Here is an 18118-nt window from a genome sequence, read left to right on the forward strand (position 1 = left end):
AAAAGGCTTGTGTAAATCGATCTGTAATCCCGTGCGTTTACCGCGGGGCGTTGCCGCCTTGTCCGCCGCCGCCTTGCTGTTGTCCGCCGCCGTCGCTCTTCACATCGTCGTTGTTCACCGACTTCGTCTTTTTTCTGGGCTGTTCCATAGTCATTTTCCCGATTTTATAAGTGAACGTCAGACGGAAGCCGCGGTTGTAAAGGTATATGTCATTCACCTGGCTGAACTGCAAGGACGTCAATTCGGTGTGCATTTTAAACCTTTTGCTCAGGAAGTTTTCGGCCGCGAGTCCGAGGCTCGCCTTTTTATTGGCAAACTCTTTCTTGACGCCGACCGTATAAAACCCGAATCCGCCCTGCTTACCCTGTAACTGGATTTGCTGGCCCTGCATGAAACCGAAAGCCTGGGCGCCCCAGCCATTTCCGAACGACGCCTGCGAGAACAGACCGCCGCTGATATTCACGCCATCGTTGTGGATTTCCTGCTGCTGCCTGTTCTGTCCGAGCGTTTGTCCGGTTAGTTTGGTATAAAACACGTTGGCGAAAATCCCGAAGTTGATCTTCGAGGTGGCAGCGATATTGGCGAAGAGGTTCGCCCCGTAAGCGTGCTGCTTGCCGATGTTCTCATAGGTGGTCACGATCGCGCCGTCGAGCGTATCCGAAGGCTGGCGCACCTGCGTAATGGCATTGTTGGTGAACCGCCCGAAAAAAGTGGCATTGACGTACGTCTTCTTAATGTTTTTACTCAATCCCAGTTCGTAATTGTTGGTCAGCTCCGGGCGAAGTTCCGGGTTTCCGATGGTGATATTCTGTGGGTTGGCCGAATTGAAGTTCGGGTTCAGCTGTTGCAGGCCGGGGCGCTGGATGCGGCGGTTGTAACCCAGTTTCACGGTCGTTCCTTTGAACGTCTTCGATGCATTGAGGCTGGGTACGAGTATCCCGTAGTTGCCGACACCCACAACGCCCTCATTAGTGCTGGCGTCGATGAACGTGTGCTCGTAACGCAGGCCGCCTTTGAATGTGTAGCGTTTTTTTGTAGTATAAGTATAAGATGAATATGCCGCCGCTATATTCTGATGGTAAGTCAGATCACCCGCAGGCTGATCGGTTTCAGGGCGGAAGTCGCCGGTGGGCTCGGCAATGAGGAAGCTGTATTTACTTTTTACTTCCCTGAAAATCCCTTTGCCGCCGAATTCGAGCATCTGGTTTTTCTTGATGGGTGTCTGGTAATCGGATTGTAACGTAAACTCCTGGTTAATGCTCTTGTTGAGATTGCGCTGGCGGGCTGTCAGCGACTTTCCCTCGAAGATATCGGCGTCGAAATCATTGGTAAGGTCGTTGCGGCTGTACAGGGTCGATACGCTCCATTCCTGCTGCGGTTTGAACGTATGCAGGTAGTCGACATTCACATCCACGGTTCCCGAGAGGTTGTCGGCCGCCACATTCCGGGCGGAGAGAACGTCCGGCGAACCGGTTTTCATCAGGCGCGTAGCGAGGTCCTGCTGGTTCGAGAAGTTCCGCACCCCGTATTTCACACCGGCGGTCAGGCTTTGGTTTTTAGCGATATCGTAATCGAAGCCCAGGTTATAGTTTCCGAAAAGCCCGTGGCTCGAACCGTCACCGGTTTGCAGCGTTTTTGTAGTCACGTCGTCAACGATGCTGGTTTGTTCCAGGCTTGTTTTGGTGACCGTGTTATACATCCCCCGGCCGAACCCGCCGATCGTAAAGCCGGCTTTGCCTTTGCGGTAGCCGCCATTCAGCGCGAGCATGGAACCCCGGTTACCCACCCCGCCGTCGATATTCAGGTTCAGGCCTTGCAGGGAGTTCTTTTTCGTGATAATATTAATGATACCGCCGGAGCCTTCGGCGTCGTATTTGGCGGATGGACTGGTGATTACTTCCACCGATTTGATCTGGTCCGCAGGGATTTGTTTCAGGGCATCGGCCACACTGTTGGCGATGATCGTGCTGGGTTTGTTATTGATCAGCACGCGGATGTTCTGGCTGCCGCGCAGGGAAACATTGCCGTCCAGATCGACAGTGAGAAGGGGTACTTTACGTAAAATATCTGTGGCATCGCCTCCTTTTGCGGTAATATCCTTCTCCGCGTTGTAAACGAGGCGGTCTACTTTTTCCTCGATCAGCGCGGCCTGGCCGGTAACGGTCACTTCTTTCAGGGTTTTGGTGTTGGAGGCGAGGCCGATCGTGCCGAGATCTAACTCCTGTCCTTTCGAAAGTTTGATGTTATCGATCGTCTTGTTGCCGTAGCCGATGAACGAAATGAGCACCCGGTAGTCGCCTGCGACGAGTTTGGAAAGCGTAAATTTCCCTTTCTCATCGGCAACGGTACCGTCCACGGCCTGGTTGGCCGCTTTGTTATACAACGCAATGCTTACAAATTCGATGGGTTTGGATGAAGCTGAATCTACAATGGAGCCGGTAATCTTGGCCGATCCCTTTGGGCTTTGGTCGCCGGCGGTTCCCGGCAGGGCTTTGGGCTGGCTGGTTCCTGCTGCCGGAAACTGCGCGAATGCCGGTGAAAGGAGTGAGCTGGCGAGGATGGAAACAATCAGGAGAAGTCTTGTCATTTTCATGGTTTGGTAATTGGTACAACAAAAATGCGCGCACACGCGCTCGTCTGAAAGGAAAATATGACAAAGGCCGGATTATAGGGGATGGATGAAACGATCCGCGCGATGGACGATGGCCCCGGGGCTACCGGATATTTCTGCGAGGTATTCGATACCCGGAAGGCAATCGGCTGGGCGGATCCTTCCACAGACTAAGAAAAACGACTACTTACTGAACGGTTTCTCCACCGATGTTTTAAATTGTACAACTTGCGTATTTCGAAATTAATCTCCGGCTCCGGTGCACCATTTCAAATGTCTGTATATAGGTATTGCCATGCTGATTGCAGCGCGGTCGGGCGGCTTTGGGCAGCTGCCTGATTTTAATGTGCAGCTGCTCGACGACAAGAATGGCATAAGCACCGCCAACGCGTCCCGCATAATCCGCGACCGCAACGGTTTTTTATGGGTCCTTGCGCCGAGGCATATCGAGCGCTTCGATGGCCAGAATGTACGCAGGATCGAAACGGAGGGAGAAAACCTCCTCGATATTGCGTCGGATAGCTCTGGGACGGTCTGGACGACATCCGACAGCGGCATCCGGAAATACCGGATCGGCTATCGTTCGCTCAGGAATGTGGCTTTGGACGGTCCGGAAATTGCCCCGCTCAACAAGCTGAACAAGTTGCAGGTGACCCCCGACAACCGGGTCTGGGCCAATGCGGGCCGTGGTTTATACCAATATGATCCTCGCACCGATTCATTCCGTTTCCAGCCGTTGCCGGGTTTGGAAAAACATTATTACTACCGCAGAATTTTCAGCAGACGGAACTATCAGTTATACGTGGCCGATGTGAGGACCGTGTTTTGCTTCGACGCCCGAAACAGGCGCGTGCGCAAAGTGCCGTTTGCCGATGTCCGCTCGGTGGTGCCCGTCAGCGACGATGTGGCTTGGGCGAGTAATAATCTGATGCAGACATTCGAGCTTAATTTTGAAACCGGCGCCGTCAGGCCGATTACCGGGCGGGGGCTTCCCCCGGCCGAGCTGATCAGCATTACGGAGCTCGGCCCGGATAAGCGGCTCGTCAACACGACCAAGGGATGCTTTATACACAATATCGGCAGCGATGCATTTGCGCGTGCGGTACTTTTCGATTCGGGCAAGCCCGTGCCGAACAATGAAAATTATGCCGATTTTTACGACAACAGCGGCACACAATGGATACTTTGCCAGGAAGGTATCCTGTTTTTCAGGCCGCTGGCCCATACTATCGGCTGGCTCAATGGCTTTCCGGGCGCCGATCCCGATTTAAGCAACAATGTAAAGGCTATTGCCGAGGACAGGCAGGGCAATATATGGCTGGGCACCTCGCGGGGTGTGGCCGTACTCGATATCGGCCGCGGAACGGTGACGCCGGTCCGGCCGGAAAAATCCCGCCCGGGTGAGGTCAGGGCGTTGATTTTCGATGGCAAAAATCTCCTGCTCGCGGCGAGTGGCGCGTTACCTCAGCTCGTCGACCCGGTCAGCAGGGAATTTTCGGATCTGAATTACCCCGCAGGCAAAGCAGGGGAGGCCCTTCGCGCAAAACTGCTGGCCGACAGTTTTGCCACAATCATCCGTATGCCTTCCGGAAACTATTTGATCGTAGGAGAATTGGGTTGTTATCGGGTAGAGCCGGGGTCGTACAGGATTGCCGGAATGCCCGTTCCGGGATTCGAAAAACTGATTCAGACCGTGGCACGAGATACGAAAGGCAACTACTGGATGGGCACCTACCAGGGGTTGGTGGTGACCGGTCCGGGCTTTCGGAACGCGATCGCCGACCAGGACTTTGCGCCGGGTAAACTCGTCGGCGCCGTGCTGCCACAAAACGATTCCGTGGCCTGGTGCGGCTCGGTGGGGTTGTACGAAGTGGTGAAGAAGGGAAACACGTTGTCCAGGAAAAAGATATTTCCCGAACTAGCCAACCAGCGCATTTCGCTGCTCCATCGCGACAGAGCCGGACGCATATGGATAGGCGGGGATGACGGCCTGTACTTGCTGAACCCGAATGCCGCCAGGCTACAATGGTTCGATTTCAGGGACAACATTCAAAACAAACCATTCAATATCAATAGTATACTCGAATCGGCCGGCGGCAGGATATATATCGGCGGGCTTAACGGACTGAATTTTTTCGATCCCGACCAACTTAAATACCGGGAAGAAAAACTGAACGTGATCATCGCCGCGGTGCAGGTCAACGGGAACGATTCGTTGCTTAACGGCGATCAGAGGCCGCTTTCGCTCGACTGGACGCAGAATTCGGTGGAAATCCAGTACCTGACGCCCTATTTCCGGAACCCCGGAAAGCTCATGTATCGCTACCGCCTTACAGGCCTGGACGACGGCTGGGTCGACAATGCCCGTAACAGCCGGGTCAGGTTCACGTCGTTGCCGCCGGGGCAGTACACATTTTCGGTGGCGGCGAGCCTCGATGGCCTTAACTGGTCGGAAACCGCCAGGCCATTGTCGTTCATAATCCTTACTCCCTGGTGGAAAACGTGGTGGTTTATTACCGGGGCGGTGCTGGCGGCAGGCGGGGCGGGTTACTGGCTGTTCCGGCGGCGCGTGGCCGCTATCCGGCGGCAGACCGCGCTACGCGAGTACATGGCCGAATTGGAAATGCGTGCATTACGCGCGCAGATGAACCCACACTTTATTTTCAATTGCCTCAACTCGATCAACCGGTATATCGTTAAAAGCGATAATGCGACGGCGTCGCTTTACCTGACGCGCTTTGCGAAGCTTATCAGGCTCATCCTCGATAATTCCAACAGCAAGAAAGTGCTGCTTTCGAGCGAGCTCGAAGCATTGAAGCTCTACATCGAAATGGAGCGGCTCCGGTTCGACGGAAAGTTCGACTACCGCATTATCGTGGACGAGCGCGTTAATGCGGACTCCATCGAGGTGCCGTCGCTCATTATCCAGCCCTACGTGGAGAATGCGATCTGGCACGGATTGCTGCATAAGGAAAGCCAGGGCAACCTTTATGTGAAGCTCGGAATGCTCGACGACAATACACTGGAATGCATTGTGGAGGACGATGGCGTGGGGCGGGCGAAGGCGGCGGAGTTCCGGAGCAAATCGGCAACCGGAAAAAAGTCGCTGGGTATGAAACTGACCGAAGACAGAATTGCGGTGCTCAATCAGTACGCGCAGACCAACGCGAGTGTCGAGATCGTCGACCTCGAAGACGACGACAGGCATGCAGCCGGCACGAGGGTGGTTGTGGTTATTCCCGTGTAACGGTATTTAAGTGGATAAGAAATCGATAATTCAAAAGATATGATCAAATGTGTAATCGTCGACGACGAAAATAATTGCCTCGAAATGCTGGAATGGCTGCTAAAAACGTATGCGCCTTCGGTATCGGTGGCGGCCATGTGCAGTTCGGCGGAAAAGGGGATCGAGGCTATCCGCGAGCACCGGCCGGATGTCGTCTTTCTCGACATCGAGATGCCCCGCATGAACGGTTTCGACATGCTCGAAAAATTCGACAGACTGGATTTTGACGTCGTCTTTACGACGGCCTACGACAAGTTTGCCATCAAGGCATTCAAATACAGCGCACTCAATTATCTCCTCAAACCGATCGATCCGGACGACCTGGTGGAAACCATCCGTCGGATCGACCAGCGGCGGAGTATTCCCTCGCGGGAACAGATCGAACTGCTTTTTCAGAGCGTAAGGCAAGTCAGGAACACCCCGCAGCGCATCGCACTGACCACCGGCGACGGGATGATTTTCGTGCCTACACAGGATATTCTGTATTGCGAAGCGGAGAGCAATTACACGAGCGTCGTACTTGCCAATGGTAAAAAGGTGGTGGTGTCGAAGGTATTGAAAGAGATTGACGAAGCGCTCAGTGGCCCCGATTTTTTCCGCGTGCACAATTCCTATCTGATCAACCTCAACCGAATCAGGAAATTTGTACGTGGCGAAGGCGGATATGTGGTAATGGACAACGACGTGGCCATCACCATTTCGCGTTCACGTCGCCAGGAATTCATGGAAATGTTCGCCCGTTTTTGACCGGATAATCAGTTGATTTTTTTATTAAGTGGTTTTGATATTTAATTAATAATCAAAGAGTTGTAAAATATAATTTGGTAAAAATGCCTTGCGTTATGCAGGGCATTTTCGGTTTTGGCCCATCTGCTCAAGAAAAATGCGGGCTGCTCAGTAACGCGGCGGAACGGCTCCGGCCCGATATAATTTTGTCGTGTCGGAATCAACCGGCCACCGAAATCAAATCATTATCAACCATTATTATTAATTAGTCATGAAAAACATCCGTCTCAGCACCTATGCATTGTTAACGGTTATCACGCTGGCCTTCGCTTGCAAGGACGACAAAGAGCCGATGCCACAGGGAAATCTGCTGTTCTACACGAATTATTCCGCCGAAAAATACGACCGTATCGACGTGATCGTCGACGGCAAAGTAATGGGTTCTATCTCCGAAACCGCCGCAGTGAGGCCTGAATGCAACGCGCAGGGCAGCGCTTCGGTGGTAAGCCTCATGCTTCCGGTGGGAACGTATGCCGTGTCGGGGAAACGCTACAAGGGCAGCGAACAGGTAGGAAGCTGGAAACCGAGCTCGGCGTCGGTGACGGCGGAAGAATGTAAACGTATCAGGTTTGTAGAATAGATTAGTGGAAAGGGGCAGGCTAACGCCTGGCAACTGGATGGGAAACAGTCCCGTGGCACTGCCGCGGGACTGTTTGTTTTACCGCCGACCGTATTAGCTGAATAGGGTTCCGTTTGGATTTGTAGTGTGTTTGTAGAAATCATATTAAAATAATTTAGCATATGTACCAATATTTACTACAAAACCGGTTTATTTGCGTAAATGAAAAGTACCCCCCCACTCACGAATAGCCTTCATTGAAAATGCACAACTAAACCCACGGTGAACTATGATCTGGCAATGGACCTGTGTCATGATATTGGCAGTAGTAGTGCTGCTGGCGTTTTTTCTATGGGCACGCGACCGTTATTCCCGGCTCGATCGGGCCAAAAAGGAGCTCGAACGACAGGTGGAGGACCTTTCGAGGAAGCTCGAATACAGCAATGGCCTTAAACAGAAGATTACGATGATGATCGCCCACGATCTTCAATCGCCGCTTCATTTCCTGAATGTCCTTTCCGAACACGTTTCCCGTTTTGCGGCCAACAACCAACTGGTGGAGGTGAAGGCAGGCACGGAAGAGATCAAAAAAGCCACGGGCAATATCCATGCCTTTGTAAAAGAGGTGAACCTGTGGGCGCGCTCGCAGCATGAAAACTTTCAGTTGGCACAACACTCCTTCCCGTTTTCGGAGCTGGTAGGGGAGCTGGAACAGTTTTTCGGGGATATGCTGCTGCTTAACAGGAACATGCTGGTCGCCGATTACCCGGAGGACGCCTTCGTTTATGCGAACCGCGATATTCTGAAAGCCATTCTGCGAAATCTCATCGATAACGCCAACAAGCATACGCGCGGGGGCGAAGTGCGGCTTACCCTGACGTTTAACGACGATGGCCCGTTGCTCACCGTTTCGGACAATGGGAGCGGGATGCCCCTGGCTGATCTCCAGAAGATCCGGCGGCGACTGGCCGATCCCGCTTTGAACGGGCCGGTCGAAGCCAACAGCCGGCTTGGCTACCAGCTGATGGCCGATTTTGCGCATACCCTCGGCTACCGGCTGGATGTGGTGAGTGCCAGGGGCGTGGGCACCTCTGTGGCTATCAGCGGGCTGGTTTGCCACCATGCATTCGCCAAATCTTTGCATTCAGCCGAGGTTATAGGCCTCTGCCAGCCTGACTAGCGCTGTTTTGTTGGGAATGTTGAGCTTTTTGAAAATTCGGCGCTTGAAGGTGTTTACCGACGTATACTGCACTGCCAGTATCTCGCTGATCTGCGTTACCGAATAATCCTTCGCGAGGTAAGTAGCCACCTGAAATTCCCTGGGCGTAAGCACGTCGAACGGATTGTCAGACCGGCCTTTCAGCGTGTCGTTGATCAGGATAGTGGCCAGGTTGGGGCTGGCGTATCTCTTGCCGTCCATAACGGTTGTGACCGCTTTCAGGAGCTCTTCCGGCGGCGAGTCCTTTTCCAGGTAACCGTGCGCGCCCTGTTGCAGCGACCGTTTTCCAAAAATATTCTCATCGTTCATGGAAACCACCAGCACTTTCGTCTGTTGGTGGAACTCCCTGATCCATTGCAGCAGGCTTGTCGGATCGGTTTCGGGCATATTCAGGTCGAGCAGCAGCAAGTCGTATCGGTGCAGTGCGAATTGCGCCTTCACCGACTCTCCATCCCAGCTCTCGTCGATCTGGCTGTCTTTGAAGTAATTATGAAGCGCTAGTTTAAGCCCGTAACGTACCAGCGAATGGTCGTCGGCTATCAGTATTTTCATCATAAACGAACGTTGAGAATCTAAACGACGGCAATATCGCAAGATTTCGTTCGGTTCTGCAAATTACGGTATAGAGGAAACGATCGCAATTTTGGCTGAGAATGGCCCTGCGGGTTAAGGATCTTCCTTCGGGAGTCGCCTCTTCTGTTGTTCGGGGCTACAACGGGAATGTCCGCAAATGAACAGGTGCCGGGATGTTGTGTTTTGGATAATAAATTGATTTTTAATGCATTATGTCCAATTGCAAAATCTGGCTCAACATTTGTACGATAAAATATAAACAAATCAACGCGCTTCCGTTTTATGCGAAGGACCTATCTGGGAGAATTTGAAGAAATTGTGTTGCTGATGGTGGCTGTGCTCGACGGCGAAGCTTACGGTGTCACGATCAGCCAAGAAATAGAGCAGGCAATGGGCAGGCTGGTAACGTTCGGCACGGTCCATAATACGCTCATTCGCCTGGAAGAAAAAGGTTTCGTCCGTTCGGAGCTGGGCGGGGCCACCACGCAGCGCGGCGGCAGAAGAAAGCGCCTTTTCCGCATTACCGCGTCAGGCAGCCGGGCGATCCAGGAAATCCAGCAGGTTCGTGCCGAGCTCTGGAAGCAGGTACCACCCCACACCCTCGAATTGGGAAAACTATGAAGAACCCTGTACCGCCACGCTGGGCCCGGTGGGTGTTCCAGCGGCTGCACCCCGAAGAAACCCGTGAGGAAGTCGGCGGTGACCTCGACGAGCTTTACGATTACTGGTACACCAGGAGCGGGCGTTTCTGTGCTATGCTTCGCTATGTGCTCAATGTCTTTTCGGTGCTGCCGCCATTCGTACGCCGGCGCAGCCGGATCGTGCAATATTCCGAACCCGTTAATTTCCGTATGACCATGATCAGCAACTATTTTAAAGTCGCTCGGCGTAATCTCGCCAAGAATAAAATGTACTCGTTCATCAACATCACGGGCCTTGCCAGCGGCATGGCCGTAGCGATGTTGATCGGCCTGTGGGTTTACGACGAGCTTTCCTTCAATAAATCGTTTCCCAACCACGCGCGTATTGCGCAGGTAATGCAAACGCAGGATCTCGGCGGTATTATTTCGACGGAGCGGTGGGTACCGGCGCCCATGGGTCGTGAGTTAAGGCTGTCGTATGGGAGCTATTTCAGGCATATAGTTAGCAGCACGATGGAAGAGAACCATATTCTCGCCTTCAAAGACCTGAAATTCAATAAGCCCGGCCGGTTTATGGAACCGGGTATCGCGGAAATGCTGTCGCTGGAAATGGTAAGCGGAAGCAGGGCCGGTCTGTTGGACCCGGCTTCGATATTGCTTTCCGAATCGGCCGCCCTGAGCTTGTTCGGCAGGGGCAATGCGCTCAACCAGGTGGTGAAAATCGACAATGAGCTGGTAGCAAAGGTAACAGGAGTGTACCGCGACCTGCCGTATAATACGACATTCGCTAACACGTCCTTCATCGCTCCCTGGGAATTGTACATCTCGCGCGTCGCCTATGGGGTCAAAAACAAAGACCAATGGAACAATAACTTCACCGAAGTGTTCGTACAACTCGCCGACCGCACCCGGATGGGGGCGGTTTCGTCCGTCATCGCCCCGGCGAGGCTCGACAAACTCACCGGTACTGACCGCGCCACCAAAGCGCTCGTGTTTCTCCAACCGATGGACCAATGGCATTTGTATTCCAACTGGAAGGATGGCTTCAATACCGGCGGTCGCATTCAATATGTGTGGCTGTTCGGCATCGTAGGCGTATTCGTACTGGTGCTGGCCTGCATTAACTTTATGAACCTCAGCACCGCACGCTCCGAGAAACGTGCACGGGAAGTAGGCGTGCGGAAGGCGGTAGGCTCGCAGCGGGGGCAGCTGGTCGGACAGTTTTTCAGCGAATCGTTCCTGGTCGTATTCATCGCAGCGGTGTTTGCCATTGGACTGGCGCAGCTTGCGATGCCTTATTTCAATAACGTGGCCGATAAAAAGATGGCCATTCCTTGGGAAAATCCAGTGTTCTGGGCGTTGGTGCTGGGATTTTGCGTGTTTACGGGACTCCTGGCGGGCAGCTATCCGGCATTCTACCTGTCGTCGTTCAAGGCAGTGAACGTGCTCAAAGGTACTTTCCGCGCAGGACGGCTGGCCTACATTCCCCGGCAGGTGCTGGTGGTCGTGCAGTTCACGGTGTCGGTGACGCTGATTATCGGTACGGTGATGGTTTTCAGGCAAATACAGTATACCAAAGACCGCCCTGTCGGCTACGACCGGAGTGGCCTGGTGATGATCGACATGCCTACACTCGATATCAACAACCATTTCGAACCGTTCCGGGAAGAGCTGCTGAAAACGGGTGCCGTCGTGGAGGTTACCAAAACCACCACACCGCTCACCGAAAAGCGGCAGAATGAAACCGGCTTTACCTGGCGCGGCAAAGACATGAATCGCGACCAGCCATTCGTGACATTCGGCGTCACGGAGGAATTTGGCAAGACGGTCGGCTGGAAAATCAAGCAGGGCCGGGATTTTTCGCGCCAATATTCCACCGATAAGCTTGCGGTGATCCTCAACGAAGAGGCCGTTCGGTTCATGGGGCTTGATAATCCGGTTGGCGAGACTGTGGTATGGGGCGACCAGCCATTGCATGTTATCGGGGTGGTGGAGGGAATGGTCATGGAATCGCCCTATGAGCCGGTGCAGCACGCCATTTACTACATTGCACCCTGGCCCGCGCGGGTGGTTACGATGCGCCTGCGCCCGGGTACGAGTGCATCCGACGCGCTCGCGAAGGTAGAGAAAGTGTTCTGGAAATACGCCCCCGCCGTGCCATTCGATTACCGTTTTCTGGACCAGGAATATGATGCCAAGTTCCGGGCGGAAGAGCGCATCGGCAAACTGGCCGGGGTATTCACCGTATTGGCCGTATTCATTTCCTGCCTGGGCTTGTTCGGGCTGGCTTCTTTCGTGGCCGCACAGCGCACACGTGAAATCGGCGTCAGAAAAGTGCTTGGCGCTTCGGTCTGGAGCGTATGGGCCCTGCTTTCTCGGGATTTTGTGTTGCTGGTCGTCGTTGCGATGCTCATTGCGTCGCCTGTGGCATATTACATTCTTTCGTCGTGGCTCGAAAAATACGAGTACCGGACCGGACTGCCCTGGTCGGTATTCGTATTATCAGGTGCAGGCGCATTGCTGATCACGTTGTTGACTGTCAGTTTTCAAAGTATCACGGCAGCCCTGGTTAATCCGGTCCGAAGCCTGCGGACTGATTAATTTTTTCCCTAAAACACGGTTCCCGCGTAGCTTGAAAGCTTTTCCGGGAGGTCGGTTTCGCCGAGCATTTCTTTAAGGTCAATTTCGATATTTCGGATAATGGTGCTGATCGGCGTGTCGTTCAGCAGGCCTTCGAAGGGGTTTTCGCTGATATCGCCCACATATTCCATAAACATGAAGACCCAGGAAACGATCATATTGAAGGGGATCAGCAGGAACATGAATTTTTCGCCCAGATCGACGAACTGCGGCAGCAGGCCGAACGGGAGCAATGTCATGAAAATAAAGATAAAGAGTGTGGAGGTGGTCGCGTACTGGCGCGGGAACGGCGTATTTTTGATCCGTTCGCTTTTCCCCTGCTCGTCGTACAGCTTCGAAACGAGGTCTTGCAGGGCTACATGCTGGTAGGCATCGAGCGCTCCCGCCCTGCGCAGGTCACGGATGTGTTGCGATTGCAGGTCGAGGATTTGTGTGGCCTGATTTTTCCTGTCTTTGATCAACGCAAGATCGGCTTCGGGAAGATATCTGGCGATTTCGACGTCGCAGGGTGTCTGCGCCCGCCGGAGCGCCTTGCGCTGGCGTTCGCTCGCACGGTCCTTGTGTTCCCAGTTGGTACGCTGGGCCATCGAGTTTTTCAGAGCGTAGAGCCATGCAATGTGCCTGTGTATAACGATGCGGGTTTCCGCAGCGGCCGATATGGTGCCGGTATCGGGGGAGCAGGTCGTGAACGACCGCACCGCCGCGCAGAACGATCGGCTGTGGTTGGTAATGGCGCCCCAGACTTTCCGTGCTTCCCAGCTCCGGTCGTACGACTGGTTGTTTTTAAAACCTACGAAAAAGGCGGTGGCCGTACCCACAAGCGATACCGGAAGCCAGGGGATCGCGACCCACTTCCAGCCCAGGTACTCGTACACAAAAATGGCGGTGGAGCCTGTGAAAATCGAAAACAGTACCATCCGCCACGAATAGTAGTAGACGATAACCGGTGAGAGGTAACGGTTGATGTACATAGGGAGCTATGGAGTGAGTAGTTTTACAGCTCCTAAAATGCAAACAAATTGCATCCGAGGCAATGTGTTTCAGTTCTCCGCCACCTCTTTTAGTAAGTACAGGGCCATTTTCCAATAAAATTCGAGGTGTTTACGGACCGCGAAAGTCGGCAGGTTGTCGATCGTAAGCATTAATTTCGGCGGCTTGTCCGTGTTTTGTATTTCAAAAAGGAGGAACGAGTAGTTTTCCGGCACATCGGCAATCTCGGAAAGCGTGCTCCAATGGGTATATGCCAATGCCGTCCCGGGCTCGAAGCGGACAATTTCGCCCCTGTTTTCAAACGGCAGCCCGTGCAAATCGCCCCGCTCCGAAATCCTGCCGCCCAGCCGCCATTCGGTGAGGATTTCCACGGGCGAATCCAGCATCCATTTGCCGATGGATGTCGGGTCGGTAAGAGCGGTCCAGATATTGGCCGCAGGGGCGTTGATCGGGATTTCGAGGCGGATCAGTTCCTGCATGGGCTGTGGTGTTTTCGGAGTCGACCGGGAGAACAACCTGTGAACTTCTTGAATTCCTTAGAAAGGTGGTTTTGGTCATAATATGCATTCCGGAGCGCAATTTCCGGCAGATCCATTTCCGGCCGGTTCACGACATCGAAATACGTGTGGATGAACCGCTGCTGGCGGGCAAATTCTTTGGGCGATACGCCGGTGGCCCGCATGAAGCTGCGTTCCAGCCACTTGTAGCCTACGTTCAGCGAGGCTGCCAGCGGCTCTATTTGTATATGGCCTTTTCGCGCAACTATCTTTTGAACCGCATCGAGCAACAGATGATTGGCCGTCTCGCGGTGGGTTCCGAGGCTTTTCAGAAACGATTCGAGCGTGCGCACCCGGGCCATTAAGTCCGTTTGTTTTTCCAGCCCGGAGAGCCACGCATTAACCCGGCTGCCGAACACAGCCTGTAAATCCCAGGCCAGCCGGTTGCGCAGATCGCGGGCAGGCGTAACCGAAAACTGGTTGAAATACACGGGATTAAACCGCACGACCAGCATTTTTTCCCCCGGGTTGTGAAGTTCAACCGCCACATTTTCAAGGTATTGCCCGCTCACCCACGCGTGCGTGACCGTCAATATCCGCTCGCCCGAGCGGAAAGTGGCGGTGCCACACGGGTTTTGCAGAAATACGGCTGTCGGGATGGCGTCGTTAAATGCCAGTCCGCAACGCGGGAACGTGTCGGAGCGGGCTACGAAGCATTCGGGCAGCATATCACGCAGTTCAGGCGCGGGTACGACGTTCTCCGTGAGCCCCGGGGCAATGTTTCTGATAATATGTTCGAAAAGGCTGATCGGCATGGTACTGCAAAGTTAGGGATCGCAGGCTTGTCCGTCATCAGGCACGGGCGTCTAATTTTTACTAAGGAGATGACGGATCATGAAGGAATTTTGCAGAAAAAGAAAGTGCTATGATATTGCCTATTGTCAAATTCGGCAACCCGGTGCTAAGGCGCATCTGCGGTCCCGCCGATCCGGAAAGTCCGGAGCTGAAAGAGCTGATCTCCCATATGTGGGAAACTATGTACGACGTCGGCGGTTGCGGCCTGGCGGCGCCGCAGGTGAACGTGCCCATTCGCCTTTTCGTTGTCGACAGCATCCCTACCTATTTGCAAATGGATGAGACCGGGCGGAAAGCGTGTTTCGGCGATGATCAGGGCACGAAGGAAGTATTCATCAATCCGCTTATAACCAGTCGCTCGGAACGGCAATGGCGCGATGAAGAGGGTTGCCTGAGCATTCCGGGCATTACGTTGCGCATTACCAGGCCCTGGTCGGTGACGGTCCGCTACCTGGACGACCGGTTGTGTGAGCATATCCGCACATTTTCGGGAACCACCGCGCGTATGATCCAGCACGAATACGACCACATCGAAGGAAAGCTGCTACCCGATTATCTGGATGCGGGCAGGAGACTTTTGCTGAAAAACAAGCTGGATAAAATCATGAAAGGGCTTTAACAAACGCTGACTTGCCCGATCCCAATTTCAGGGATTAACCGGTTTTAACGTGTACCCTTGCTTTTTCAATAGCTGGACAAGGCCAGTCCGAAACCGCAAATGTTCCAGTCCGACCGCGATAAAACAGCTCCCGTTCTTTATTTGTGTTTCGATTTTCGGTAGCCAGTCCGCGTTCCTTTTCACGGTTGCGAACGCGATATTTTCATCAGGTTCCTGATGAAGATTTAACGGATATCTCAACTTTTTGAAATACATTTCGTGGTTTCTGGATTCTTGCGGAATTATTTCCTTTAACGTCGATTTGGAGGTAATAACAACCGCCAGCATCTTTGCGACATTCCGGTAACCCATCCGGTTTTTTATCTCTTCAATATCCTCCACGACATCCAGTTGAAAAATGGGTTTGTTTAAATTATATAGTTTGAAACGCAAAAGATGATCGAATACATCGTATTGAGCATTCGCATTACTTTCGTTCATCGTAATCGCCACTTGCAACATGGCTAACAAATCGGCGTCGTCGTTATGCGGGCGGATGCTGCCGTGAGGCGAGGCGGTAAAAAAACTGTCGACAACCGCGTATTCTTCCGGTGTGAAAATCGAATCCAGGGGTGGCTGACCGACCTCCGGCCGAACCGGTACGGTGCCGATTGGAGAGCCGCCATTTTCGAACAATGCAAAATCGCAGCGCTCCGCGATGCGCATTATCTGAGGAAAACTGTCCAGCAACGAGATCGGCGCAACATGTATGGTGCCAAACAGATAAGAGGGCTTTTTGATACCGTTCCCGCTGATTTCCCACAATACCGGATAGTTTTCCTGCGCCGGAAGCGGCGCCGTTTGCAGTAACAAAAGGGCGGCAAGCAGGAATCTCTTCGTCATGTGGCGTAGCTGATTAGTGGATTTGACGCATTATATTAAGCGGTTCGAAACCAGGATTATGCCCGACCAACTCTTCAACCGCCGTGACCTCATTGCGTATTTTATCGTCGCCGCAACGGGCGCGCTATCCAATTTGCTCGTTGCCACGTTATTACAGGAATGGTTTACTATTTCCTATAAGACGGCATTGTTTACAGGTTACTGGTTTTCTTTCGTCGTCGGTTATTTTTTGACAAGATTATTTGCATTCAATGCCCGAAATACCACACAAACCAGACGGCAGATCGTCAAGTTTACATTGGTTTCTGTTCTTTCTTGCCTGATTACGGTTTACGGCTCCGCTATTTTATATGATATTTCGAAATCCTGGCCGGGTACATTTGTTTTTGTAATTCCTTTCTCGGTGAAGGAAGTTAATTTGAATAAATTGTTTTCTCAGATCGCCGCAATGGGCGTAAGCTTTTTTAAGCAATGCGCCGCCCGCATCACTTTTGGCAGGGTAGGGTGGCGCGGCAAGGGAAATCTTTTTGCACGGATCGCGGTCTTCCGACTATATTTACCCATCGAATAAAACCTTAACCAACCCGGCGCCGTCCACGGCTGTCGCGGCGGCGCGGAAAATGCCGGTTTCCGCCTGCAGTCCAAACGAACCCCTGAATGGAAAAAGACAACGAATTGTTCGGCGTAAAAGAAATCGCCAGGCGCGCCAATGTCTCCACCGCTACTGTCGACCGCGTGCTGCATAACCGGACCGGTGTTTCCGAGAAGACCAAAGCGAAGATAAACGCGATCATCAAGGAGATGGATTACCAGCCGAACATCCTCGCGAGCCGGCTGGCTTCCAGAAAAAATCATCAACCTCGCCGCATTGATCCCCGACGTGTCGGAAGAAACGGACTTCTGGTCGGCGCCGCTGAACGGGATCCGGCGTGCGGAGGCCGAAATGAAGCAATATGGCGTGCAGGTGCAGGTTTTCCTTTTCGATCTGAACGACAAGGATTCGTTTGCGGAACAGATCCGGCATGTTTTCGAAGGAGATTTTCATGGTATATTGATTTCTCCCTCATTTATCGAAGAAACCAAGGCGTTCGCGGCGGAGTGTGGCCGCCGCAAAATTCCGTATGTTTTCATCGACTCGGATATTCCCGGTTTGCATAGCCTCGCTTACATAGGCCCGCACCTGCGGAAGAGCGGGTATGTAGGTGCGAAGCTGCTGACTTACCGGCTGGAACCCGAAAAGAAAGTGCTGATCATCAATATTTCGAAGGAAATCGACAATTTCAATTACCTCGAAATAGAGGACGGTTTCAGGGCCTATTTTAACGACAATGCCCAACCGAACGAAATCGTGAGGATCGATATCCGCGAAACCGATTATCAATCGGTGGCACGGCACCTGACCTACGTTTTTCATTTAAACAAGGACATCGGCGCCGCGTTTGTGACCAACTCCCGTGTGCATACCGTTGCTTCGTTCCTCAAAAACAGCCACCGCACGCATGTTTCCCTGATCGGCTACGATTTCGTGAAGGAGAATGTGGATTACCTCGAAAACAATGTGATCGATTTCCTGATCTGCCACCGCCCCGACGACCAGGGGTACCGCGGCATGATGGCGCTTTACCAGACACTCGTCGTGAATGCGCCCGTCACGAGGCAGAACTACATGCCGATAGACATTGTGACGAAGGAGAACTATGAGTTTTACCAAAACTGACGGCCCCGCACATATATATGGTATATGATGGCAGGTGGCGTAAAATAGACTGCCGTTAAAAATTTTCACAAAATTTTATGGATATAATTTGCTGAAAAGTGGAATTCAAAAATTCTTTTCTACCTTTACGGGCACGTGCCCGCAATTGCCGGTCAACCTCAGTACACTCAAAGCCAAACCCTTTTTACCTTGGAAAAATCAGAGAATAATTTGCTCAACTGGATTAAATCGCTAGGCCCGGGT

15 protein-coding genes and 1 pseudogene are annotated in these 18118 nt (G+C 52.8%); 10 read left to right on the forward strand and 6 right to left on the reverse strand.

What is annotated here, in order from left to right; translation table 11 throughout:
* Positions 1-37: 37 nt before the first annotated feature.
* A complete protein-coding gene (locus tag ABV298_RS28090; RefSeq protein ID WP_353719452.1) occupies positions 38-2593 on the reverse strand; it encodes a TonB-dependent receptor in 2556 nt (851 codons plus the stop codon).
* Between the two features lie 313 nt (positions 2594-2906).
* Between ABV298_RS28090 and ABV298_RS28095 the strand changes: the two genes are divergently transcribed.
* The 4 genes from ABV298_RS28095 to ABV298_RS28110 all read left to right on the forward strand — a co-directional run bounded on the left by ABV298_RS28095 (position 2907) and on the right by ABV298_RS28110 (position 8422).
* Entirely contained in the window at positions 2907-5858 is a 2952-nt protein-coding gene (locus ABV298_RS28095) for a histidine kinase (RefSeq protein ID WP_353719453.1), read from the forward strand.
* A gap of 39 nt (positions 5859-5897) precedes the next feature.
* On the forward strand, positions 5898-6644 hold the full coding sequence (locus ABV298_RS28100) for a LytTR family DNA-binding domain-containing protein (RefSeq protein WP_353719454.1): 747 nt from the start codon (positions 5898-5900) through the stop codon (positions 6642-6644).
* Between the two features lie 250 nt (positions 6645-6894).
* A complete protein-coding gene (locus ABV298_RS28105) occupies positions 6895-7263 on the forward strand; it encodes a hypothetical protein (RefSeq protein WP_353719455.1) in 369 nt (122 codons plus the stop codon).
* A gap of 268 nt (positions 7264-7531) precedes the next feature.
* Complete coding sequence (locus tag ABV298_RS28110) at positions 7532-8422, forward strand: HAMP domain-containing sensor histidine kinase (RefSeq protein WP_353719456.1); 891 nt, start codon at positions 7532-7534, stop codon at positions 8420-8422.
* Here ABV298_RS28110 and ABV298_RS28115 read toward each other — a convergent pair.
* The gene (locus ABV298_RS28115) at positions 8387-9013 is read right to left on the reverse strand and encodes a response regulator transcription factor (protein WP_353719457.1); all 627 of its coding nucleotides are present in this window, start codon (positions 9011-9013) and stop codon (positions 8387-8389) included. The two genes, ABV298_RS28110 and ABV298_RS28115, sit on opposite strands and share 36 nt — an antisense overlap.
* Positions 9014-9316: 303 nt before the next feature.
* Between ABV298_RS28115 and ABV298_RS28120 the strand changes: the two genes are divergently transcribed.
* Together ABV298_RS28120 and ABV298_RS28125 are read left to right on the forward strand one after the other, a co-directional pair.
* Positions 9317-9655 carry a PadR family transcriptional regulator gene (locus ABV298_RS28120; protein WP_353719458.1) on the forward strand — a complete coding sequence of 113 codons (339 nt, stop codon included), beginning with the start codon at positions 9317-9319 and terminating at the stop codon, positions 9653-9655.
* On the forward strand, positions 9652-12276 hold the full coding sequence (locus ABV298_RS28125) for an ABC transporter permease (protein ID WP_353719459.1): 2625 nt from the start codon (positions 9652-9654) through the stop codon (positions 12274-12276). The genes ABV298_RS28120 and ABV298_RS28125 overlap by 4 nt, the downstream gene beginning before the upstream one ends.
* Positions 12277-12284: 8 nt before the next feature.
* Here ABV298_RS28125 and ABV298_RS28130 read toward each other — a convergent pair whose 3' ends face one another.
* The 3 genes from ABV298_RS28130 to ABV298_RS28140 all read right to left on the reverse strand — a co-directional run bounded on the left by ABV298_RS28130 (position 12285) and on the right by ABV298_RS28140 (position 14617).
* Positions 12285-13286 (reverse strand): bestrophin family ion channel, encoded by a 1002-nt coding sequence (locus tag ABV298_RS28130; protein ID WP_353719460.1) that lies wholly within the window; start codon positions 13284-13286, stop codon positions 12285-12287.
* Positions 13287-13355: 69 nt separating this feature from the next.
* Positions 13356-13784, reverse strand: a complete 429-nt coding sequence (locus tag ABV298_RS28135; protein WP_353719461.1) for an SRPBCC domain-containing protein — start codon at positions 13782-13784, stop codon at positions 13356-13358.
* Positions 13772-14617 carry a helix-turn-helix domain-containing protein gene (locus tag ABV298_RS28140; RefSeq protein ID WP_353719462.1) on the reverse strand — a complete coding sequence of 282 codons (846 nt, stop codon included), beginning with the start codon at positions 14615-14617 and terminating at the stop codon, positions 13772-13774. The genes ABV298_RS28135 and ABV298_RS28140 overlap by 13 nt, the downstream gene beginning before the upstream one ends.
* 110 nt (positions 14618-14727) lie before the next feature.
* Here ABV298_RS28140 and def point away from each other — a divergent pair, with 110 nt between their 5' ends.
* On the forward strand, positions 14728-15276 hold the full coding sequence (gene def, locus ABV298_RS28145; RefSeq protein WP_353719463.1) for a peptide deformylase: 549 nt from the start codon (positions 14728-14730) through the stop codon (positions 15274-15276).
* A 27-nt stretch (positions 15277-15303) separates the two neighbouring features.
* Here def and ABV298_RS28150 read toward each other — a convergent pair whose 3' ends face one another.
* Positions 15304-16158, reverse strand: a complete 855-nt coding sequence (locus ABV298_RS28150; protein ID WP_353719464.1) for a TraB/GumN family protein — start codon at positions 16156-16158, stop codon at positions 15304-15306.
* A gap of 58 nt (positions 16159-16216) precedes the next feature.
* Between ABV298_RS28150 and ABV298_RS28155 the strand changes: the two genes are divergently transcribed.
* The 3 genes and pseudogenes from ABV298_RS28155 (at position 16217) to ABV298_RS28165 (ending at position 17875) form a co-directional block, all read left to right on the forward strand.
* Positions 16217-16729 carry a GtrA family protein gene (locus ABV298_RS28155; RefSeq protein ID WP_353719465.1) on the forward strand — a complete coding sequence of 171 codons (513 nt, stop codon included), beginning with the start codon at positions 16217-16219 and terminating at the stop codon, positions 16727-16729.
* An 86-nt stretch (positions 16730-16815) separates the two neighbouring features.
* Positions 16816-16917: pseudogene (locus ABV298_RS28160) on the forward strand (LacI family DNA-binding transcriptional regulator); the annotation flags it as partial.
* A gap of 109 nt (positions 16918-17026) precedes the next feature.
* Positions 17027-17875 (forward strand): substrate-binding domain-containing protein, encoded by an 849-nt coding sequence (locus ABV298_RS28165; RefSeq protein ID WP_353719466.1) that lies wholly within the window; start codon positions 17027-17029, stop codon positions 17873-17875.
* The last annotated feature ends 243 nt before the right edge of the window (positions 17876-18118 follow it).

The sequence above is a fragment of the Dyadobacter sp. 676 genome, assembly GCF_040448675.1.
Classification (GTDB): Bacteria; Bacteroidota; Bacteroidia; order Cytophagales; family Spirosomataceae; genus Dyadobacter.